Annotated in this window: 20 protein-coding genes; 18 read left to right on the top strand and 2 right to left on the bottom strand. The window is 30.3% G+C overall.

Features of this window, described 5'->3' with window-relative positions; translation table 11 throughout:
- The 4 genes from rhaD to B3N22_RS15980 all read left to right on the top strand — a co-directional run bounded on the left by rhaD (position 1) and on the right by B3N22_RS15980 (position 4,082).
- On the top strand, positions 1 to 819 hold the full coding sequence (gene rhaD / locus B3N22_RS15995) for a rhamnulose-1-phosphate aldolase (RefSeq protein WP_286908703.1): 819 nt from the start codon (positions 1 to 3) through the stop codon (positions 817 to 819).
- 102 nt (positions 820 to 921) lie between these two features.
- Positions 922 to 2,076: a lactaldehyde reductase gene (gene fucO / locus B3N22_RS15990; RefSeq protein ID WP_286908702.1), complete on the top strand. Its 1,155-nt coding sequence runs from the start codon at positions 922 to 924 to the stop codon at positions 2,074 to 2,076.
- A gap of 395 nt (positions 2,077 to 2,471) precedes the next feature.
- Entirely contained in the window at positions 2,472 to 3,230 is a 759-nt protein-coding gene (locus B3N22_RS15985) for a GGDEF domain-containing protein (RefSeq protein ID WP_286908701.1), read from the top strand.
- Between the two features lie 135 nt (positions 3,231 to 3,365).
- Entirely contained in the window at positions 3,366 to 4,082 is a 717-nt protein-coding gene (locus tag B3N22_RS15980; RefSeq protein WP_238902051.1) for a histidine phosphatase family protein, read from the top strand.
- A gap of 26 nt (positions 4,083 to 4,108) precedes the next feature.
- On the opposite strand, the gene B3N22_RS15975 is transcribed toward B3N22_RS15980, so the two are convergent.
- A complete protein-coding gene (locus tag B3N22_RS15975; protein ID WP_286908700.1) occupies positions 4,109 to 4,678 on the bottom strand; it encodes a nitroreductase family protein in 570 nt (189 codons plus the stop codon).
- Positions 4,679 to 4,866: 188 nt separating this feature from the next.
- Between B3N22_RS15975 and B3N22_RS15970 the strand changes: the two genes are divergently transcribed.
- The 13 genes from B3N22_RS15970 (at position 4,867) to B3N22_RS15910 (ending at position 16,818) form a co-directional block, all read left to right on the top strand.
- Complete coding sequence (locus B3N22_RS15970) at positions 4,867 to 5,208, top strand: hypothetical protein (RefSeq protein ID WP_238902049.1); 342 nt, start codon at positions 4,867 to 4,869, stop codon at positions 5,206 to 5,208.
- Positions 5,209 to 5,237: 29 nt separating this feature from the next.
- Positions 5,238 to 5,726 (top strand): hypothetical protein, encoded by a 489-nt coding sequence (locus B3N22_RS15965; protein ID WP_238902047.1) that lies wholly within the window; start codon positions 5,238 to 5,240, stop codon positions 5,724 to 5,726.
- A 399-nt stretch (positions 5,727 to 6,125) separates the two neighbouring features.
- On the top strand, positions 6,126 to 6,974 hold the full coding sequence (locus B3N22_RS15960) for a PRD domain-containing protein (protein ID WP_238902045.1): 849 nt from the start codon (positions 6,126 to 6,128) through the stop codon (positions 6,972 to 6,974).
- Between the two features lie 17 nt (positions 6,975 to 6,991).
- Positions 6,992 to 8,830: a beta-glucoside-specific PTS transporter subunit IIABC gene (locus tag B3N22_RS15955; protein WP_286908698.1), complete on the top strand. Its 1,839-nt coding sequence runs from the start codon at positions 6,992 to 6,994 to the stop codon at positions 8,828 to 8,830.
- 65 nt (positions 8,831 to 8,895) lie between these two features.
- Positions 8,896 to 10,785 (top strand): oxidoreductase, encoded by a 1,890-nt coding sequence (locus B3N22_RS15950; RefSeq protein ID WP_286908696.1) that lies wholly within the window; start codon positions 8,896 to 8,898, stop codon positions 10,783 to 10,785.
- 125 nt (positions 10,786 to 10,910) lie between these two features.
- Entirely contained in the window at positions 10,911 to 11,234 is a 324-nt protein-coding gene (locus tag B3N22_RS15945) for a DMT family transporter (protein WP_238902040.1), read from the top strand.
- A gap of 39 nt (positions 11,235 to 11,273) precedes the next feature.
- The gene (locus B3N22_RS15940) at positions 11,274 to 11,714 is read left to right on the top strand and encodes a MarR family winged helix-turn-helix transcriptional regulator (protein ID WP_238902038.1); all 441 of its coding nucleotides are present in this window, start codon (positions 11,274 to 11,276) and stop codon (positions 11,712 to 11,714) included.
- 75 nt (positions 11,715 to 11,789) lie between these two features.
- Positions 11,790 to 12,293, top strand: coding sequence for a GNAT family N-acetyltransferase (locus tag B3N22_RS15935; protein ID WP_238902304.1), 504 nt, complete (start codon positions 11,790 to 11,792; stop codon positions 12,291 to 12,293).
- An 86-nt stretch (positions 12,294 to 12,379) separates the two neighbouring features.
- Entirely contained in the window at positions 12,380 to 12,655 is a 276-nt protein-coding gene (locus B3N22_RS15930; protein ID WP_073022733.1) for a metal-sensing transcriptional repressor, read from the top strand.
- Positions 12,656 to 13,049: 394 nt separating this feature from the next.
- Positions 13,050 to 14,276, top strand: a complete 1,227-nt coding sequence (locus B3N22_RS15925; RefSeq protein WP_238902036.1) for an IS91 family transposase — start codon at positions 13,050 to 13,052, stop codon at positions 14,274 to 14,276.
- 14 nt (positions 14,277 to 14,290) lie between these two features.
- The gene (locus tag B3N22_RS15920) at positions 14,291 to 14,494 is read left to right on the top strand and encodes a hypothetical protein (RefSeq protein WP_238902034.1); all 204 of its coding nucleotides are present in this window, start codon (positions 14,291 to 14,293) and stop codon (positions 14,492 to 14,494) included.
- Positions 14,495 to 14,662: 168 nt separating this feature from the next.
- Positions 14,663 to 16,525: a heavy metal translocating P-type ATPase gene (locus B3N22_RS15915; protein WP_238902032.1), complete on the top strand. Its 1,863-nt coding sequence runs from the start codon at positions 14,663 to 14,665 to the stop codon at positions 16,523 to 16,525.
- Positions 16,526 to 16,641: 116 nt separating this feature from the next.
- Positions 16,642 to 16,818, top strand: a complete 177-nt coding sequence (locus B3N22_RS15910; RefSeq protein WP_238902030.1) for a hypothetical protein — start codon at positions 16,642 to 16,644, stop codon at positions 16,816 to 16,818.
- 963 nt (positions 16,819 to 17,781) lie between these two features.
- Here the strand turns inward: B3N22_RS15910 and B3N22_RS15905 are convergent.
- The gene (locus B3N22_RS15905) at positions 17,782 to 20,298 is read right to left on the bottom strand and encodes a GH39 family glycosyl hydrolase (RefSeq protein WP_238902028.1); all 2,517 of its coding nucleotides are present in this window, start codon (positions 20,296 to 20,298) and stop codon (positions 17,782 to 17,784) included.
- A gap of 328 nt (positions 20,299 to 20,626) precedes the next feature.
- Here B3N22_RS15905 and B3N22_RS15900 point away from each other — a divergent pair, with 328 nt between their 5' ends.
- The gene (locus tag B3N22_RS15900; protein WP_238902026.1) at positions 20,627 to 22,108 is read left to right on the top strand and encodes a sugar ABC transporter ATP-binding protein; all 1,482 of its coding nucleotides are present in this window, start codon (positions 20,627 to 20,629) and stop codon (positions 22,106 to 22,108) included.
- The last annotated feature ends 8 nt before the right edge of the window (positions 22,109 to 22,116 follow it).

The following is a 22,116-nucleotide window of genomic DNA, read 5'->3' as shown; positions in this document are numbered from 1 at the left end:
ATGGCTATAGCAGATATGCACTTTATTAAAGAATTTCAAAAGATAACAAATGATGCCTGGCTTAAAGGATGGCATGAAAGAAATGGTGGAAACATCACTTATAGATTAACTAAAGATGAAGCTTTATGTGTTAGTGGATTTATAGATGAAAATGCATCTTATAAGCCTATAGGAGTAACAGTTAAGAATCTTGCTAATGAATATTTTTTAGTAACTGGAAGCGGAAAGTTTATAAGAAATATAGCTCTTGACTTAGAAGCTAATGTAGGGATAGTTAAGATAGATGAAACTGGAGAAAACTATAAAATAGTTTGGGGGCTTATAAATGGAGCTAGACCAACTAGTGAATTACCATCACATCTTATGAGTCATTCAGTTAAATATGCAGAGACAAATGGCAAACATAGAGTTATAATGCATTCTCATGCTACAAATTTAATAGCATTAACATTTGTACTACCGCTTGATGGAGTAGTATTTACAAGAGAATTATGGGAAATGGCTACAGAGTGTCCAGTAGTATTCCCAAGTGGAATAGGTGTAGTGCCATGGATGGTTCCAGGTGGAGCAGAGATTGCAGAAGCTACAAGTGAATTAATGAAGAAACACGATATAGTAATATGGGCTCATCATGGAGTATTCTGTTCTGGAGAAGATTTAGACTTAACTTTTGGACTTATGGATACTGTAGAAAAATCAGCTGAAATATTAGTAAAAGTTTTATCTATGGGTGGAAAGAGACAAACTATAAGTTCGCAAAACTTTAGAGATTTAGCTAGAGACTTTAAGGTAAGTATTTCAGAAGATTATCTTAAATAGTAAAGTTACCCTCAATTTTAATTGAGGGTAATACCTAAATTTTTTAATATGAAAAGTTAATTATTTAACAAAAATATAATTATTAAGAGGAGATTGATTTTTATGGCAAACAGAATGGTCTTAAACGAGACAAGCTACTTAGGTGCAGGAGCAATAGAAAATATTGTGACAGAAGTTAAGGTAAGAGGGTATAAGAAGGCATTGGTAGTTACAGACAAGGATTTAATAAAATTTAATGTAGCTACAAAGGTAACTGACTTATTAAAAGAAAACTCTTTAGATTTCGAAATATTTGATGAAGTAAAAGCAAATCCAACTATAAATGTTGTAAAAGCAGGTATAGAAAAATACAAAGAAAGTGATGCGGACTATTTAATAGCAATAGGCGGAGGTTCCTCAATTGATACTGCAAAAGCAATTGGAATTATTATAAATAATCCTGAGCATGCAGATGTAAGAAGTCTTGAAGGTGCAATTCAAACTAAAAATAAATGTGTAGATATTATAGCTGTACCAACAACAGCTGGAACTGCAGCAGAAGTTACAATAAATTATGTTATTACAGATGAGGAAAAGAAACGTAAATTTGTTTGTGTAGACCCTCATGACATTCCAGTAATAGCCGTAGTAGATTCTGAAATGATGTCATCAATGCCAAAAGGACTTACAGCAGCAACTGGTATGGATGCTTTAACTCATGCTATAGAAGGATATATAACTAAAGGCGCTTGGGAATTAACTGATACCCTTCATTTAAAAGCTATAGAAATAATAGGACGTTCACTTAGAAGTGCTGTAGCAAATGAACCTAAGGGTAGAGAAGACATGGCTCTTGGACAATATGTAGCAGGGATGGGATTTAGTAACGTAGGACTTGGGATAGTTCACTCAATGGCACATCCACTTGGAGCTTTCTATGATACTCCTCATGGAATTGCAAATGCAGTATTACTTCCATACGTTATGGAATACAATGCAGAAGCAACAGGAGAAAAATATAAAGATATAGCTAAAGCTATGGGAGTTACAGAAGTAGATTCTATGTCTCAAGAAGAATACAGAAAAGCTGCTATTGATGCAGTTAAAAAACTTTCTGAAGATGTAGGAATTCCTAAAGTATTAAGTGAAATAGGAGTTAAAGAAGAGGATTTACAAGCACTTTCAGAATCAGCATTTGTAGATGCATGTACTCCAGGTAATCCAAGAGATACAAATGTAAGTGAAATATTAGAAATTTATAAAAAAGCTTACAAATAAAGAAATAAAACTTTTAGAAAGATGATTTCTGTATTGAACAGAAATCATCTTTTTTGCTATAATTAATGAACAATTTATAAAATCAATATTCCTCTAATCTTAAGGTAATGCCTACAGGTGGTGTTATAAAGAGAATATAAATGAATGGTTTAAAGCTGGAGCTAACTGCACTGGAATAGGCAGTGATTTAAATAAAGCTTATAAAGTTAATGGATTTGATGGAGTAAAGAATTATTGTGAGGGTGTTATAGAAGAAATTAAATAAGTTGAAGCTATAATAGATTTACACGGATGATTACATAATCAAGATGATAAATTCTTAACATAATATTTAATGAATAATATTATAATGTAATATATAATATTTAGTATATTAATATTTTAGGAGAATTATCATGTTTGAGTTTCGAAAGTTATTGATATTTTTGGCCGTAGCCATACTGCTTTTCTATATGATTAAATTATTATACTTCACTAATAAAAAATGGCCTCTTAAATCATATACCTTCCTTATATTAATAGGAGGATTAGCTTTACTAACAGTTGCAACCTTTGCTGATTTTATAGGAAGTATTTTTGATTATGAGTTTATTAGCAACATAAGAAAAGTTGGATTTACTTTAGGCGGAATTATCTACATAATAGGAGTAATATTATGGAGTGATTTCACTAAAACTATGATGAATAAATTAGAAAAGTCAGCTATGACGGATCATATGACTGGTATTTTAAATAGAAATGGAATCGAAAAGATATATGATTCTGTTGCAAGAGAGAAAAATCCTTTTTTTGTTATAGTATGTGATTTAGATGGAACCAAGATGGTTAATGATACATATGGGCATATAGAAGGAGATTATTATATAGATGAAAGCACTAAGATAATAGCTAATGTGGTTGGATTAAGAGGTCATGTATCTAGAATTGGTGGGGATGAGTTTGTAATTCTTTTATCATATACAACTATAGATGCTTTAAACGATATGATTAAAAATATAAAAAAGAGGGTAAGCGATATTTATTCTAACAAAAATCTTGGAATTAGTGTGGGTTATTCAATTTTTCCTAGAGATGGGAAATATCTTACTGATTTAATTAAAGTAGCAGATAAAAATATGTACGAGGATAAAAAAAGCTTAATAGAGGTTAAGTGATTTTAATGGTACTTTTACAAAAAAAGAAATTTATAAAAGAAAAATTGATATATAATTAATAGTATATAAACTTTGTTATAAGAAAAAGTTAGTGTAATAAGGGTAATTTTAATAAAGATTGTGAGGAATTTATAAATGATTGTGGATAATAATAAAGTTGTACTATATTTAATGAGACATGGACAAACTATAATAAATAAAGCTAAACGTGTTCAAGGTTGGTGTGATGGAGTATTAACTAAAGAGGGAGAAGAGATAGTTACAAGTACTGCTTTAGGGCTTAGAGATATAGAATTTAAAGCTATTTACAGTAGTGATTTAGGACGTGCTATTAAAACCGCTAAAATTGTTATAAGAGAAAATAAAGCAAGTAAAGACTTAGAACTTGTAGAGGTCCCAGGACTTAGAGAAATGCATTTTGGGAAATATGAGGGAGAAATAGAGAAGGTTTTATTTAATGATATATTTAAAAAGTTAAATATTAAATCCTTTGAAGAAGCATTAAAAATACCTGACTTTGGGAGAGCTTTTGCAGATACTTGTGCAGCCTTAGATGAAACTGGACAAGCAGAAAATTATGAAATTATGATTAATAGAGTTATGGGTGCATTAACTGAAATCACTAAAGAAGCTTCTAATAATGGAGGCGGAAATATTCTTTTAGTAGTACATGGAGGTATACTTAGGAATATTTTTAATCAGTTAGATAAAAGTATTGATGTATCTGGAATCGAAAATGCTAGCATATCAAAAGTAGAGTATGAGAACGGTGAATATAAAGTTATAACTACAAATGATATGAGCTATAAAATAAAAGGTGAAAAAATAAGAGAAGAAGAATTCAGCAATTAGTCTGAATTCTTCTTTTATCTAGTAATTTATTTTATAATAATGTCCTCTAATTTTCTTTTTGGAACATGATGTGTTTGATTTTCATCTCTCCAGTATTTAATATCCGAAGATGAAGAAACACTTTCTAGAATAACTTCTTCCTTTGGTTTTCCTAAAGCTATAACCATAGCTATTTCTTGATTATCACTTAAATTAAGAGCTGGTGCTAAAACTTTTTTATTTACATTTAAAAGCATACAACCCCCAAGTCCTTTTTCTACAGCAGCTAATAGACTGTTTGTAGAAGCAATACCTACATCAATAGCAGGATTTTTACTTATAGAGGTATCATTAACTAATATTAAGTATGCACTTGGTTTTTCTCCTTCTTCAGGACCAGCCCACTCTTTTAGGTATCCAGCCCATCCAAGAGTATTAAAAATCACTTGATTTTTCTCTTTTTCGTTAGATAATACATATTTTAGAGATTGTAGATTAGCTGCTGAAGAAGATAACCTACCTAAATCTAATAGTTCAAGTAAAGTTTCAGTGCTTATTTTTTCATCTTGATAAAAGCGTCTGTAAGATCTATTTTTCTTTATTAATTCTGCTAACATTTTAAACCTCCCTAATAAGTTTTATATACATTATTATGTGTAACTTTATTACCATTTTATAGCAAGGAAAATAAATACTCAAGTCAATCTCGCATTATTACTGTATAAGACTACTATTATATGTAAATCACATGGTATAATTAGTATTATAATAAATCCATAAAATGTATGGTGATTAGGGGATTATCGTGGATAAAAAGCAGGTTTTGAAGAATTTTTTGAGATGGTTTTTAATTGTTAATGTTATTACGTTTATTGGAGGATTAGTGGATGCATTCTACTGGATTCCTTATGGCGAAAAAGGGGGAGTAGGAGGATTTCCAGTATTCACTTTGTATAGCATAATTCTTGGAACTTTTGCTGGAATAATATACAGCATTATAAATTTCAAGAGTAGGGAACAATCTAAAACAATAAAAATTATTCAGTTATTAATTTCGATATTTAGTATATTCATACCAATACTGAGCTTAGTAGGTGCATTATTAGGAATGGGATTTGGTTATATTATTGTAAAATTATTTATGTAATAAGAAATACTTAGTAAGGGGGAAAAGTAATGGGATTTTCAATTGCAGGAACATTAATTGCAATAGCTATATTTATTCCTAATTTATTAATAGTAAAATTTCCACCTAATAATGCACCTAAGGATTCAAAGGATGCAGGATTTATATTTACACTTTTAGAAAGAATAGGACAGGTTGGATGTATTCTAATTTTAGTAATTTCTAAAGAGCACTTTAAGAATTTTAGCGTAAATATATGGGCTGTTTTTATGGGGATTTGTATATTACTATATTATTTTTTATGGATTAGATATGTAATTAAGGGACAGGAATATAAACTTTTGTGGGATTCGTTAGTTTTTATACCTATTCCTATGGCTGTTTTTCCAGTAGGAGCATTTCTATTTGCTGCTATTTTAGGAGAATCAATTTGGTTAGGCATATTAGTTATATTTTTAGGGATTGGACACTTTGCTAATAGCTGGCATAGCTATAAAGAATTAAAAGAATCATATTTAAAGAAAGATAAATTTCAATAAATATGATTCTAATATAGGTAATATATTTAAAAAGTTATTAATGTGTTGGAACTATATAGCTGCCACTAAAGTGAATCATGCACAGGGAAAAATATTTAAAAGCTGAACATGATTCGTGTAAAGGTAAGGTATTCGTTAATATATTGTGTAATAAATATAATTTTATACTGGGAAATTATGGGGTGAAATTTACCGTTGAAATATTATATTTTTTGTGTAATAATAGAATTAACTAGTTAATATGCATATAGTTTGTGTGCACAAAACTTTATGCTTTTTAGGGTTGTTACTGGATTAGCAGGCAAAGCCTAAATAGATTTGATTTCTTTCGTGATTGAGGGAGAATAATATCTATTTGGGCTTTTTTTGAGCCTTTAAATAGAGGAAAGGATGATTTTGTTGAAAGTAAAAAGAGTATTTAACAATAATGTAATTCTAGCATATAGAGGTGATTCTGAAGTTGTCATTTTTGGAAAAGGGGTAGGATATCAAAAGCAACGTGGAGATGAAGTGAATAGGACTTGCATCGAAAAAATATTTACTTTAACAGAAAAGGAAACTAATCATTTTGAAGAATTATTTAAAGAAATCTCTAATGAATATGCTGATCTTACATTTTTAATTGTTAAACAAGCAGAATCAGATCTTCAAATAGAGTTTGATAGTAGTATTTATCTTTCTATCATGGACCATATAAATCATGCAATTATTAGAGCAAAGCAAGGCCTAAATATCAAAAATGAACTAATATGGGAAATCAAAAGAACTTATAAAAAGGAGTATGAAGCGGCATTAAATACTCTAAAGATTATAAAAAGAGAAACTGGAATTGAGCTGGAGGCTGATGAAGCTGGTATAATCGCCATACACTATTTTAATGCTCAAGATCCTAAAACTCGTCTTAAAACAAGTTATAAAGCAGTAGAAATTATTCAAGACATTGTTAAGATTATTCAGTTTCATTTCCATATAGAGTTTGATGAAAATCAATTAAGCTTCAATCGTTTAATGACTCATTTAAGATATTTTGTTAATGGTTTATTAAACAATGAAAGAAGAAGTAGTGAAATGGATGATGAATTTTTGTACTGTCAAATTAAGAAAAAATATCCTGATATATATGAATGTGTTTTAAAGATAAAGAAGTATATAAGTGAAAAATTAGAAAAAGAAGTAGTTGATGAAGAAGCTCTTTATCTTATGATGCATATTCAGCGTATTGTTGAAAAGAGCAAATTTAAAGATTAATTAGTGGAGGAAGTTTTATGAGTTACAAAAATTATGTTAATAGTGTAGTAGAAGCACTAGGTGGTGCAGAAAATGTGACGAATGTTACACATTGTGCTACAAGATTACGTTTTCTACTTATAGATAAAAGAAAAGTTAATAAAACTAAAATAGAAGCTTTAAAAGAAACAGTTGGAACTGTAGAAGCACAAGGAACATTTCAAATCATCGTTGGTACTAATGTTAGTGATGTTTATGATGAATTAGTTAAAATTAAAGGAATTTCTGGTGATGATATAAAGTCTGAATTTAAGGAAGGCTTACAAAATCAGTCAAAACTAGATAGAGTATTAAGCACAATCTCAGCAATATTTACTCCATATATACCTGTACTAGCATCAGCAGGTATTATAAAGGGATTATTAGCTTTACTTAATAATGTTGGATGGCTAGATGTAAATTCTAATACTTATTCAATATTAAGTGCTGCGGGAAATTCATTAATTTACTTTTTCCCAATATTACTAGCTTTTACAGCTGCAAAGAAGTTTGGAGCTAATCCATATATAGGAGCAGCTATTGGTGCAGCTTTACTTGAACCAAATTTGACGTCTATCAATATTACTGGTAATACAATTAATTTCCTAGGAATTAATTTTGTTGCTCAAGCTTTTCAAAACACCGTACTTCCAGTTATTTTAGGAATGTGGGCATTTTCATATCTAGAAAAAGGTTTAAAAAAGGTACTTCCAAAGGTAGCACAATTAATACTTGTACCTTTAATCTGCTTAATTGTAATGGTACCTGCAATTTTATTAATATTTGGACCTATAGGTTTCGCTTTAGCAAATGCAATTGCTGCTGTTTATGAATGGTTATTAAATTTCAGTCCTATACTTATGGGAACATTATTTGGTGGATTATTTATTTATGTTATCATGCTAGGAATGCATTGGGTTATATTACCTATACAATTACAAATTCTGGCTGACAAAGGAATGGAATATTCTTTAGGCTCTGGTGGAATGGGAAACTATGCTTTATTAGGAGTTTGTTTAGCTGTATTAGTTATTGCAAAAGATAAACAAACGAAGACAATGGCAGGTTCCGCAGCATTTGTAAACTTCTTATCAGGAGTTACTGAGCCTGGTTTGTATGGTATTGTTCTAAAGAATAAAAAATACTTTATAGCATTAACTGCTGCTGGTGCTGCTGGTGGATTTATATGTGGAGTTTTTGATTTTTATATTACTAACTTTGCATTTACTGGACTATTTGGATTACCTGCATTTGCATCTGCACCTAAAGCAGCTTACTACTTCATTGCAGTAGTAGCAACAATTGCTATAGCGTTTATATTAACTGTTATATTAGAAAAAGGCTTCAAAAGCAAAACTATATCAGAAGTAAAGGCAGAAAAAATAAGCTGTACAACTTTAAATTCACCTGCTAATGGAGATGTGGTGGAGTTATCAAAAATAAACGATCCTGTATTTTCAACTGAAACTATGGGAAAGGGGATAGCTATACTTCCTAAAGATAATGTTATAGTTGCACCAGTTGATGGAGAAGTAACATTTATGTTTAAGACTAAACACGCTGTAGGAATTACAACTGACAATGGAGTAGAATTATTAATTCATGTAGGAATTGATACTGTAAGATTAGAAGGGAAATACTTTGAAAGCTTTGTAGAACAAGGGCAAAAAGTAAAAGCTGGAGATAAATTGCTAGAATTCGATAGAGAAAAAATAGCTTCAGAGGGATTAGATAATTCAGTTATATTTATAGTTACTAACTCTCAAAATTACTCAAATATAGATGTGTTAAAAACAAATAGCATTAAAATAAATGAACCATTATTAGAGGTAAAATAATAAATTTATAATGTTAAAAGAGCAAGGAAACTATGTTTCCTTCTTCTTTTAAGAAAGGATGAAATATGAAGTTTAAGCACTTATTTAAACCAATTAAGATAAATAATATGATATCTAAAAATCGTATAGTTGCAGCACCATTAGGAGATACCTTTGAAGAAAAAGCATTAGGGGGTGCCGGAATAGTAGTAGCAGGGCATGCTATTGTTGAATATGGTAAATCAAGCTTTGCAAGTGCAGATGAACCAGATATTTTCTCAAAATATGAAGTAGAAAAAACTAGACATAGAATTCTTCAAATTCATCAAGGCGGTGCAAAAGCATCAATTGAGATTTTTCATGGAGGTCTTTATGCTAGAGTAAATGGATATGCTAAAGGGCCAGTTTCATTTACTCGTGAGGATGGTGTAGAAGTAAGAGCCATGGATGAAAAGATGATGGAAGAAACTTTAAAAGGATATTATGAAACTGTTAAAAATGCAAGAGATTTAGGATTTGATATGATATTCATGCATTTTGGACATGGATGGCTTCCAGCCCAGTTCTTATCTCCTTTATTTAATAAAAGAGAAGATGAATATGGTGGAAGTTTTGAAAATAGAGTTAAGTTTCCAAAGAGAATTTTAGAAACAGTTAGAGAAGCTGTAGGTAAAAATTTTCCTATTGATATGAGAATCAGTGCATATGAATGGGTTCCGGGTTCTATTGAATTTGAGGAAGTAAAAGAGTTTATTAAGATAGTAGAGCCATATATAGATACTGTTCAAATATCTGCTGGCTTAGATATAAATCATGAAGGAAATGTGCATATGGCTACTACAAATTTTGAAGAGCATATGCCAAATGTTAAATGGGCAGAGGAAGTTAAAAAAGCTGTAAACATACCAGTATCAGTAGTTGGTGCTGTTTTATCACCTAAGGAGGCAGATGACTTAATAGCTACTGGAAAAGTCGATATGGTTGCATTCGGTAGATCATTTGTAGCAGATCCGTATTGGCCTAAAAAAGCTATGAATGATAAAGATGAGGATATAGTTCCTTGTTTACGCTGCTTACAATGTTATCATATAGCTAGTAACAGAAGAAATGTTGGGTGCTCTGTAAATCCTAGATACTCAAATGAGAGCTTTGTTCCAAAAGAAATATCAATATCAAATAACAAGAGAAAAGTAGTTGTTATTGGTGGAGGTCCGGCTGGAATGAAAGCAGCTATTACAGCATCTTTAAGAGGTCATGATGTTATTTTATTAGAAAAAGAAAAAGAACTAGGTGGTCAACTTAGATATGTTGCTAAAGAGTATTATAAGGAAGATATTAGACGTTATCTAAAATACTTAATTACTCAGGTTTCAAAAAGCAATATAGATTTAAGATTAGGCTGTGAAGCAAATAGAGAGTATGTAGAATCACTTAAGCCAGATTCATTAATTATTGCAGTAGGTGCAGATGAATTTATTCCACCAATTAAAGGTGCTGATATGAAGCATGTTATGAACGGAACTACAGCTATAGAAAAAGAAGATACTCTTGGGAATAATGTAGCAGTTATAGGTGGAGGAACTATAGGAAGTGAAATAGCTCTAGAACTTTCTTTACTTAAAGGTAAAAATGTAACTATAGTAGAAATAGGCAAAGAATTAGCTCCACAAGGAAATCTATTATTTAAAGTAGCTTTACGTCAAAAAATGGACCAAGCCAAAACTTTAACTACTTTATTAGAAACATCTTGTGGAGAAATAAAAGAAAATGAAGTAGTTGTTACAGACAAAAACGGAAATCAAAAACATATTAAAGCAGATAATGTTATAGTGTGTACTGGTTTAAGACCAAAAAGAGCTTTAGCAGAATCTTTTTATGGAATAACTCCAGATGTAGCTATGATAGGTGATTGTGAAAGACCTAGAAATATTATGGATGCTACATTTGAAGGTCATATGATATCATTAAATATTTAATAAAAAAGTTCAGCAGAGTTTTGCTGAACTTTTTTATTACTAGTGATATTGACAAGCTATTTAAAAAGGATTAAGATAAAATTAGTCCATATATGGACTAATTTCATTAATTTAGAGGTGAATTTATGAACTGGTTATATTTAATTCTGGCAATTATGTTTGAAATAATATCTACAACTTTATTAAAGGTATCCAATGGATTTACTAAAATAGCACCTACTATAGGAACTTTTTTTGGATATATTTTATGTTTTACATTTTTATCAATGGCTTTGAAGAAAATAGATATTAGTGTAGCATATGCTATATGGTCTGCTGCAGGAATAGTTATATTAACCGTAATAGGAGTATTTATTTTTAAAGAAAGTATAAATGCACTAAAGATTGTATCTATAGTTTTAATAGTAATAGGTGTAGTTGGGTTAAATTTAAGTGGAGTCAGCCATTAATATGTTAAACTTAATATAAATTAAGGGGAGAGTTTAAGAGTGAGTAATAAAGAGGAATTAATTGAACAGATAGATAGTTATTATGAATCCTGGTTTGAAATAAATAATATATATAGTATTTGGGCTAAAAAACATGGTATACAAGATACCACTTTATTTACTTTATATATTATAAAGACTTCAGTACCCTATTGTACTCAAAATAAGATTTGCAGTAAATTACTATTGCCTAAACAAACAATTTCAGTGATAATAGCTTCTCTTGAAAAGAATGGATATGTCTTTAGAGAAACTAATCCAGAAGATCGTAGAAATAAAATTGTTAGATTTACTGAAGCAGGAGAAAAATTTGCAGATAATATTCTTGAAAAGCTTAAGTTAGCAGAAATAGAGGCATTTAGCCAGCTATCTAGTGAACAACGAACTTCTATAATAGGGAGCTTTAAATTATTATCAAATTCATTAAAAAAAGAAATGTAATTAGCTTTACACACTTTAAAGAAAATGTGATAATAAGAGAATTAAACAGTAAGGGAATGAATAGTGAACATGGAATTGAACTTTAGAAAAACACTTAAAACAGATGTTGATGATGTAATGGCAGTAATAAAACAAGCTCAAGACTATTTTAAGGAAAAAGGCATAAATCAATGGCAAAATAATTATCCAAATAGCGAAACAATAAATAATGATATTTTAAGTGGACACAGCTATGTGTTAGTAAAGGATGATAGTGTTGTTGCAACTGCAGCAGTTTCTTTTGATGGGGAAAGCACATATAACAATATATATGATGGCAAATGGATTACTAACGATAAATATGTAGTAATACATAGAATAGCAGTTGATAATACATATAAGGGACTAGGTTTATCATCTGAAATTATAAAAAGAATCGAAGAACTTTGTTTAAGTAAAGATGTGCATAGTATTAAGGTTGATACGCATAGAGAAAATCTATCTATGCAGAGACTTCTTAAGAAAAATAATTTTGAATACTGTGGAGTAATTTATTTGCTTGATGGAAATGAGAGAATAGCTTTTGAAAAAATATTATAAAGACAGCTAAAGTTGACATTAGTTAATATGAATGATATTCTTTCTACATATTAATAACTATGGGGTTAGCGAATGGAGGAATTATCATGCGTCAATGTATGGATTCAGATAATATACATAGAAGAATAAAGAAAATCATGGGACAGTTAAATGCTATAGATAGAATGGTAGATGAAGATGTAGACTGTGAGAATATTTTGATTCAAATAAATGCAGCTAAAAGCGCAATACATAAAGTTGGGCAAGTAGTATTAGAGGGACATTTAAGCCATTGTGTAAAAGATGGTATAGAACATGGAGATGCTGATAAAACAATTAAAGAATTTGCAAAAGCCATAGAACATTTTTCAAGAATGTCATAGGAAAGTAAGTAGTCATATTATGGCTGCTTTTTTTATTGCATAGGAAAGTGTATTCTTTCCTATGCAATAAAAAAGGCAAGGGGTGCAGGGGAAGTTGTGTTCCCCTGCCTGTTAAGGAGGGCATAAGGATTAATAATCTTTATGTGCAAGCAGAGGATTTCTAAGGGGTCTCAGACACGCAGTGTCGTCGAAGGGTTAAAGACCTAAATGGTCTTTAACGGGTTTACCCAGGCCTGAAAGGACATAGGGTTCCCTAGCGAAGTGGCGACAGCCACTTTTTTATTGCATAGGAAAGTGCAAATTTTTTTATAATTTTTTTAGTGGCTTAGCCTTTATGGAGAGCCATTTTGTATTTATAAGTAAAAAATAGTAAAATACTTTTTGGTGATGAATAATGAAGTCAAAAATTGCTATAATACTAAAAAATCATTGGGAAGAGTTTTTAAAATTATATGGTCATAGAGTAAGAAAAAATGTAAAAAGAGAAGTTGAGAAAGTTTTAGAATGTGGAGACTTAAGCAAAGGATATATTGAATTTAAATGTCACAAATGTAATGAAAGTAAAAAAGTAGCCTTCACATGCAAAAGTAGATTCTGCACATCTTGCGGAAAGATATATGTAGATAATTGGATTGAAAATATGTTGGGGAAATTGATAAATGTAAGACATAGACATATTGTTTTTACAATTCCTGAAGAACTTAGAGAGATATTTCAAAGGGAAAGGAATCTTTTGAAATTATTACCGCAATGCGCAGCAAAAACAGTGTTAACTTGGCATAAGGATCAAAATAAGAAGGAAAGTTATACACCAGGAATAGTAACTGTAATACATACTTTTGGCAGAGATTTAAAGTGGAATCCTCATGTACATATGATGGTTACTGAAGGTGGAGCTGGTAAAGAAAATCCATGGAAGCATATAAGACACTTTCCTTATGAAATGCTAAGAAAAAGATGGCAAAAGTTATTGCTTTATGCTCTTATTGATGAATGTAAAGATAAGAAAAAAATGAAAGAACTTAAAAATAAGTTATATAGTAAACACGATAACGGATTTTATGTTCATGCTAGAAATGAGATAAAATCAGCCAAAGTAGCAGCTAAGTATGTTGGTAGATATGTGGGTCGCCCTGCGATAGCGGAATCAAGAATACTAGCCTATGATGGAAAGTTTGTAACCTTTAAGTATACTCGACATGAAGATAACAAAAGAATTGTTGAAAAAGTTCATGTATATGAGTTTATAAAAAAGTTAATAGTCCATATACCTGATAAAAACTTCAAGATGATTAGGTATTTTGGTCTTTATACTAGTAGAAATAAATTGAAAGATAATCTTATAAAAATGTTAGATAAGAGAATTCTAGATTTAAAAAAGAGTATAAGAAGATGGGAATATAGAATATTAGCTAGCTTTGGAGTTGAACCTAGGAAATGTCCTGTTTGTGGTGAATCGATGATATTTTATGATATTGTGTATAAAAATTATGGATCTATTAGAGGAATGCTAAAGGATAAATTTATAAATGAAGCCTCCGAAAAGCTTGAAAAAGCCATTGAAGATTATGCAATGGTAAAAGGAATAATATATGGTAGAATAAAGCCTGTAGCAACTTAAGCGAGGTGAGAAACATGGTAAAAAAGGATAATGTAGTTTTATACATTTGTACTAAATGTGGAGTAAAAGAAGAAATCCCAGAAGAAGTGGTTAAATACTTTGATGAGATGGATCAAAGCAATATAAATGAACCACCAAGTTTCGCATGCGAAGCATGTGGCGGAGTAATGAGACCACAGAATTACAAAGGTGTTTATGATAAAACTTATAAATATTAATTTTTAAATAAATATAGACAAGGCACATATGAATAGAGCCTTGTCTGAATATTGAAACTATTTCCCCGCAGGGGGCGTGGCGCTAGCCACTTTTTTATTGACAAAAAATAATTCCAACAATATTATATACATATACCCCTATAGGTATATAGAAAAGGAGATATTTTTATGGCTATAGTAAATTCAGTATTTAAAGATGAAGAAAAGCGCACCATATTAGGACTTATAATTTCAGTAATATCACTTATATTTAGTTTCTTTGACTTGGTACAAGCTCCTATTAATTTAGCATGGATTGCAATTATTTTATGTGGGCTTCCTATAATTAAAGAGGCAATAATTGGATTAGTTACTGAATTTGATATTAAAGCAGACGTATTAGTATCTATGGCTTTAATTGCATCAGTCATAATAGGAGAGACCTTTGCAGCTGGAGAAGTTGCATTTATTATGACCTTAGGTGCATTATTAGAAGAGCGCACTGTTAAAAAGGCTCAGGCAGGAATTGAAAAATTAGTAAACCTAACGCCAACTACAGCAAGAGTAATTAAAAATGGAGAAGAAAAGATAGTTACTGCTAAAGAGGTATTGGTGAATGATATTCTTAAAGTGTTACCAGGAGAAACTATACCAGTTGATGGAGTTTTGATAAAAGGTGAAACCTCAATAGATCAATCAGTTATGACTGGTGAATCAATGCCTGTAGATAAAAAGGTTAGAGATGAAGTGTTTAGTGGAACTGTAAACCAATTTGGAGCATTTGAAATGAAAGCTACAAAAGTTGGAGAAGATAGTTCACTTCAAAGAATGATTCGTCTTGTTAAGTCAGCAGATGCTGGAAAAGCTAAAATAGTAGGAATGGCTGATAGGTGGGCAACTTGGATTGTTGTTATAGCTTTAGTATCAGCAGCAGCAACTTGGTTTATTACAGGAGAAATCATACGTTCAGTTACAATACTAGTTGTATTTTGTCCATGTTCTTTAGTATTAGCAACTCCTACAGCAATAATGGCAGGTATAGGAAATGCCACTAAATACGGTATTTTAATTAAAGAGGGAGATGCCCTAGAGAGATTATCAAAAGTAAGAAAGATAGCTTTTGATAAAACAGGTACATTAACTTATGGAAAACCTAAGGTTACTAAAGTTAAGTCTTTTGATGAATCTACTTCAGAAGAGCAGTTATTAAAATTAATAGCTAGTGTTGAGAAATCATCAGAACATCCATTAGGAAAAGCAATAGTAGACCATTTTAATTCAGTCTCAAAGTTGCAACTAGAAGACATAACAGATTTTAAGATGGCAATAGGTAAAGGGGTATACGGAACTATAAATAATAATAAGCTTTTAGCAGGAAATGACAGGCTGCTAAAGGAAAATAATATAGTTTTAACTTCTTCTCAAGATGATAAAGTTAAAGAATTCAGAAGTAAAGGATGTACTATTGTATTTTTAGCAGAGGACGCTATAATAAAAGGTTTTATAGTATTAGAAGATGTGTTAAGAAATAATTCTAGAGAAATGGTTGAGAATCTTAAGAAGTTAGGAAAAGATACGGTTTTACTTACAGGAGATAATAAGCAAACTGCTTCAAATATAGCTTTAGCGTCAGGAATTGATGAATTTTATTCAGAGTGTTTACCAGAAGATAAACTATCCATAATTGATAAATTCCAAAGTGGAGATCAAAGAGTTTGTATGGTAGGAGATGGAGTAAATGATGCTCCAGCTTTAAAGAAATCCTTTGTGAGAATTGCCATGGGAGGAATAGGCAGCGACATAGCAGTTGAAGCAGCAGATATAGCCCTAATAGGTGATGATATAAAAGCTATACCACACTTAATAGAACTTTCAAAGAGAACAATGAGGACAATAAATATTAATATCATCATATCAATGATATTAAACTTTGTAGCTATTATATTAGCAATGACTGGCGTTTTAAATCCTATAGTGGGGGCGTTGGTGCATAATGTGGGATCTGTTGTTGTTATAATACATTCTGCATTATTGTTAAATTGGAGAAGTTAGGATGAAGGAATCTAATGGAGCTTGGGAAGAAGCTCCTACAGGGCAGATGTGCATAACGTAGGATCTGTTGTTGTCATAATACACTCAGCATTATTGTTAAATTGGAGGAGTTAAAGATGAAAGAATTAATATTACCTGTATTTTTAATGCTTTTAGGGGGTTGTTTAACCTTTGGAGGAGTATATTATTTAAGAAAAGAAAAAGATGATGAAGTTTCCGTTAAGATATATAGGACAACTAGTATAATAGGGATTGTTATTGCTATTTTGGGTATTTTAAAGTTTATATTATAAAATAGTAGAAATAAAAAATTTACAGATATGCATTAAAAAATGTAGTGATTTTATAATTTACTACATTTTTTATTATGTGCAATTATAATAAAATATAAGTAATATAGTTAACTACAGACAATAAGTCACATAGGAGTGTTATGAGATAATTTAATGATAAGAAAAGTTTAGAAGAAAATTATGAAAGTTAGGAGTGATTTTTGTGAAATGGGAGAAAGCAAGAAAAGTATATCAGAATAAGTAGATTTTACTTGAAGCAATAGAAGCTCATTCCGAGGAAAATAAAAGGATAGTTGAAGAGTTTTCAGTTATAAATGTCTATGATAATGGGAAAGAAGCTCTTAAAGAATATGCTGAAAAACATAAAAAGGATAAGAGTAGAGAGATGTATGTTTATCATACTAAAAATGGAAAGCTAACTATAGAGGAAAGAAATTGGATTAAAAGAAAATCATAATTTTATAAGTAGGATTTAATCAGATAAAAGCTACGATTTTTTAGTGGCTTTTTTGTTTTTTTAAGTAAACTTTTGTATTAAGTCGATAAAGAGTTCTACAGATGAAAAGCAATTGAATCAGCTGTATGTAGGAGTTTTAAAAAAGCACAGCATTATTGTGTAAATGTGTAAAAACACAGGAACAGCGGAGCAGCGGCAAAGTGAAACATTGGAATTTTGGAACATAGGAACAGTGGAAAAGAGGAACATAGGAATGTTGGAATAAGTTCTTGCAGAGCAGTGGTTAGAAGGAATCTAATGGAGCTTGAGAAGAAGCTCCTACAGAATAGATGTTAAAAGGAATCTAATGAACCTTTTGAGGAGAAAAGGTTCTACAGGGCAGAAGGGTCTGTTGTTCTTATAATCCATTCAGCATTATTGCTAAAGTGGAGGGTTTGAATGGACGGTAAGTAGATTTATTTTAGATAATCTGCTTACTGTCCTTCTTATAATTCACACAAGATTTTTCACATTCTCTTTATTGAAATAAAACGTATTTCCAATAGATCTAAGATTGAATTTATATTCAAGTCATTTTCAATAGAGGATACTGTATATTTATTAATCATAGGTCTTGATAAAGCGCCTAAGGTATCAAACTCCTCTTTTGTTGTAAGAGGCTTAGCACCCATCTCTAACCATTTATCGAAGCAGCTCCCATATTGTCTATTAACAATATATTCAGTAACTTCATATCTTCCAGATTCAACTCCTTTTAATTGTAAATTAAATTCTTTTTTGTCTTCTGAACCAAAAGGAGTATATCTATTAGTAAATGTCATATCAAAGGTTTCACCATTAGCATATAAGGAAGAATAATGTTTGTAGTTATAAAGCATAATTCTAAATTCATTTTTTTCCTTAGTTACAAAGTAGCCATCACCCTTAGATATTAATTGGGAGCCTAGTTTATTTATTAAATAAAAAGCATAGTAACTTGGTTTTTTTATTCCGTTATATGTAAATAGACCTAACCCACCATGAAATATTTCTGTAGGAATTGGATTCTCTTCAAAAAAATCAGTTAATACCCAAAAGCCGTAACTATCTAAACGGTCATAATTATCTAAAAGATTTTTAACAATGTAGCAAGATTTAAAACAAGTATCACTCATAAGGTCGAAATGAGCTGGAGTAGAGTTCCATTCAGTTAGATATATATCGTGCTTAGTACCATATGAAGATCTGACATAGTTTTTAATTAAGTCTACAAACTTCTTAAACACATCCGGGTCTTCACTAAGTTTAAGTCCATTTTCTAAGTCCCATGTATTTTTTATTTGCTCATTACTACTTACAAAGTCTGTTCCATAAAAATGAATGTTAACGAAATCTGGTATGCAATTATTTTTATAACACCATTTTGTGAAATTTATTAACCAATTATTGTCATCAAGAGTAACAAAATAGCTGGATGGACTTCCAAAACAAATATTTTCATCACATGCTTTTACAGTATCATAAGTGTTTTTATAGAAAGAATAAAATACCTCCTGAGATGACATAGAAAACATTGATTCAGGGGTATCAGGCTCATTCCACACACTAAACTTCCATTGTTCCACTATTTCTTTACCATAACGTTGTATTAAGTGCATAGTAAATTCCTTAATTAGTCGATTCCATTCATTTATATCATTAGGTTCACTTGTTATAAATCCAGAAGTAAAAACAGTTTTTTCAGGATATTTTGCAAGTGCTTTAGGCATAAATGATAGTTGAATTAGAGGTTTTAAGCCTATAGAAATAATAAAATCAAGTACTTTATCAATAAGGGTAAAATTTATGATAATTCCTTTATTAGTACTGTTAGTATAAACCTTCATGTCATCTGAGAGGATACCATGAAACTTTATATACTCATATCCAATTTCTTTTTGTACAATTCTAAGCATATCCTGGACTTCGGCGTATAGTATTTCTTTTGCTTTTCCTACAGCAGTAAATACTTTAAATGTATGTGTTAACTTAGTTGAAACTTGTGTAACATCAATTTCTCTAGAAATAATTGATGTAGTTGATAATTTATAGGAATCAATAATGCTAAATTCATCTGTATGGGGTAGATATTCTGCTAATCGTTTTAAATAGTCGTGTTGTTCTAAAATAACATAGTTATTACCTGGATTTTGAGAAGGTGGTTTAATATTTGTTATTAATTTCCCTTTGTTTTGATGTCTATATTGGCTTGGGAGCATATTATATTCCTTTTTAAATAGCTGCACAAATGCTTTAGCGTTAGGAAAACCACTGTTATAAGCTACAGTTTCAACTGAATCATCAGATGCAAGCAACTCTTTTACTGCTGTGTCAATTCTTAATTTATTTATATAGGACATAAAATTTATTCCCATATTTTTGGTGAAAAATTTAGAAAGATAGGGTACTGATAGATGTTCAAGTTCAGCTAGTTCATATAAAGACAAATCTTCTCTATAGTGATCATTAATATAATTTATTATTCTAGATAACCGCTCTAAGTTTTTTTGAGCTTGATTCATATTTGTCAGCAGATTATCAACTTTAAAGTGAGACATTAATTCATATAAAAGAGAATAAGATAAAGCCATTCCTAATATTTCAGTTGACTCTAGCTTAAGTGCATCAGCTTTAATAAATTGAGCAATAATACTCTTTATATTTGAAAAATCACTTTTATCTTTAAATAAACTAGAGTTACATTCAAATTGTATTTGACTTTCATTAATTATGCGTTTGTCAAAGAGGGAAGTATCAATTTGTAAGGCAATCATAGTACAATCTTCAGCAGAAAGTTCATGAATTTCGTTTGAATTGATAAGTATAATATCTTCCTCTAAAAGTGTGCAGGTTTTATAATCTATTGATATGTTTACTTGACCTGAAAGAACATACAGCATTTCGATACTATTATGCCAATGTCTAGAAGAATAACCTAACCTATGAATAAAACAACGTATAGGTATATTACTTTCAAAATTAATGATTTCATGTTTATCATCCATATTATAACAACCTTTCTATGTAAGTATTATAAAATTTAATCTAACTTTGCAGTAATTTATTATAGTACTATCTACAGATACATTGTAACGTTTAAATATATTTTAGCACATATTTTTCATAAATATATATTAAAAAAATGATGTAACTAAGAAGTTACTGCAAAAATTTAATCTGATTTGTCATAAGATAATAATTATATTTTTAAATATGTATAGATAAATGAAATAAGGATAAAAAAAACAGTCAAAACCGGACAAGATATAGAGGTGAAAAAGTTTAATCTGTTAGTTATAATGTAAACGTACTACAAGAGAGGTGATTATAGAAGTGATATTAAAAGTTGAAAGTATTAATAAAAGCTTTGGAGCTACAAAAGCACTTAAAGATGTAAGCTTAGAAGTTAAAAAAGGTGAGATAAGAGGATTAATTGGAGAGAATGGCTCTGGTAAATCAACAATATCTTCTATTATTGCAGGTATGCAAAAACCGGACAATGGTATTATGAAATATTTAGGTGAAAACTATGAGCCTAAAACAATGCTTGATGCTCAAGAAAAAGGAATTAGTATGGTTTTACAGGAAATGAATACGATTCCTCATGTTTCTGTAGCAGAAAATATATTTGCAGGTCAAGAAGAACTATTTTCAAGGTTTGGTTTTGTAAATAAAAAAGCTATGATACATGAAGCAGATGTGGCATTACGTAACGTTGGAATTGAACATATTAAAGCAAATGAATCCATTGATAATTATGGAATGGAGGATAAAAAACTTATTGAAATAGTAAGAGCAATTAAGGAACATACAAATATTTTAATTATAGATGAAACAACAACAGCTTTATCTCAAACAGGACGTAACCTTTTGTATGGAATTATGAAGAAATTACAAGAAGAAGGAAAAGCAATACTTTTTATTTCTCATGACCTAGATGAGTTACTTAATATATGTAATGTCCTAACAGTTTTAAGAGATGGGGTAATTATTGGAACTCTAAATAAAGAGGAATTTGAACCTAGAAAAATTAGAGAAATGATGGTTGGACGAGAAATAGGTGATAAATTATACAGAGAAGATTATGATGGCTCTTACGAAGATGAAGTTGTTTTAAAGTTATGTAATGTTACAGATGGAAGTTTAAAAGATTTTTCTTTAGAACTACATAAAGGAGAGATTCTCGGTATTGGAGGACTTTCTGGAAGTGGAATGCATGAGGTAGGAAGAGTAGCTTTTGGATTAAATAAACTATTTGCCGGAGAGGTAATAGTTAACAACAACAAAATTAAATCTCCACTTATGGCCATAGAAAATAATGTAGGGTATATTTCAAAAAATAGGGATAAAGAAGCATTAATTTTGGAAGCTAGTATAAGAGAGAATATTGCATTACCTTCAATTAATGCACTATCACAGAATACTTTTATTAGTCCAAAGAAAGAAAAAGAACTTTCTAAAAGTCAAATTGAATTTCTAAGAATAAAGTGTAATGATGACAAGCAACTAGTATCAACATTAAGTGGAGGTAATAAACAAAAAGTATCTTTCGGTAAATGGATTGGTAAAGGATCATCTATATTAATAATGGATTGTCCTACTAGAGGAGTAGACATTGGTGTGAAGCAAGCTATGTATGAACTAATGATTAGACTGAAAAATGAAGGGAAATCAATTCTTATGATTACAGAAGAATTATCAGAGTTAATTGGCATGAGTGATAGGGTACTTATCATGAAAGATAATAAAATAAATGGTGAATTTGAACGCTCAGAAAGTCTTTCAGAAAAAGATATTATTGAATACATGATTTAGAAATGGAG

Origin of the sequence: Clostridium sp. UBA1652 (genome assembly GCF_002320975.1) — a bacterium.
GTDB classification, from domain to species: Bacteria; Bacillota; Clostridia; order Clostridiales; family Clostridiaceae; genus Clostridium_T; species Clostridium_T intestinale.
This window is presented reverse-complemented; position numbering and strand designations above follow the sequence as displayed.

What these genes read in the sequence shown, in the direction of transcription:
- B3N22_RS15965 (WP_238902047.1), top strand. Translation starts at nt 5,238, where the DNA reads ATGGGATTTTCAATTGCAGGAACATTAATTGCAATAGCTATATTTATT.
- fucO (WP_286908702.1), top strand. Translation starts at nt 922, where the DNA reads ATGGCAAACAGAATGGTCTTAAACGAGACAAGCTACTTAGGTGCAGGA.
- B3N22_RS15910 (WP_238902030.1), top strand. Translation starts at nt 16,642, where the DNA reads ATGAAAGAATTAATATTACCTGTATTTTTAATGCTTTTAGGGGGTTGT.
- B3N22_RS15980 (WP_238902051.1), top strand. Translation starts at nt 3,366, where the DNA reads ATGATTGTGGATAATAATAAAGTTGTACTATATTTAATGAGACATGGA.
- B3N22_RS15915 (WP_238902032.1), top strand. Translation starts at nt 14,663, where the DNA reads ATGGCTATAGTAAATTCAGTATTTAAAGATGAAGAAAAGCGCACCATA.
- B3N22_RS15945 (WP_238902040.1), top strand. Translation starts at nt 10,911, where the DNA reads ATGAACTGGTTATATTTAATTCTGGCAATTATGTTTGAAATAATATCT.
- B3N22_RS15985 (WP_286908701.1), top strand. Translation starts at nt 2,472, where the DNA reads ATGTTTGAGTTTCGAAAGTTATTGATATTTTTGGCCGTAGCCATACTG.
- rhaD (WP_286908703.1), top strand. Translation starts at nt 1, where the DNA reads ATGGCTATAGCAGATATGCACTTTATTAAAGAATTTCAAAAGATAACA.
- B3N22_RS15930 (WP_073022733.1), top strand. Translation starts at nt 12,380, where the DNA reads ATGCGTCAATGTATGGATTCAGATAATATACATAGAAGAATAAAGAAA.
- B3N22_RS15950 (WP_286908696.1), top strand. Translation starts at nt 8,896, where the DNA reads ATGAAGTTTAAGCACTTATTTAAACCAATTAAGATAAATAATATGATA.
- B3N22_RS15975 (WP_286908700.1), bottom strand. Translation starts at nt 4,678, where the DNA reads ATGTTAGCAGAATTAATAAAGAAAAATAGATCTTACAGACGCTTTTAT.
- B3N22_RS15955 (WP_286908698.1), top strand. Translation starts at nt 6,992, where the DNA reads ATGAGTTACAAAAATTATGTTAATAGTGTAGTAGAAGCACTAGGTGGT.
- B3N22_RS15925 (WP_238902036.1), top strand. Translation starts at nt 13,050, where the DNA reads ATGAAGTCAAAAATTGCTATAATACTAAAAAATCATTGGGAAGAGTTT.
- B3N22_RS15905 (WP_238902028.1), bottom strand. Translation starts at nt 20,298, where the DNA reads ATGGATGATAAACATGAAATCATTAATTTTGAAAGTAATATACCTATA.
- B3N22_RS15920 (WP_238902034.1), top strand. Translation starts at nt 14,291, where the DNA reads ATGGTAAAAAAGGATAATGTAGTTTTATACATTTGTACTAAATGTGGA.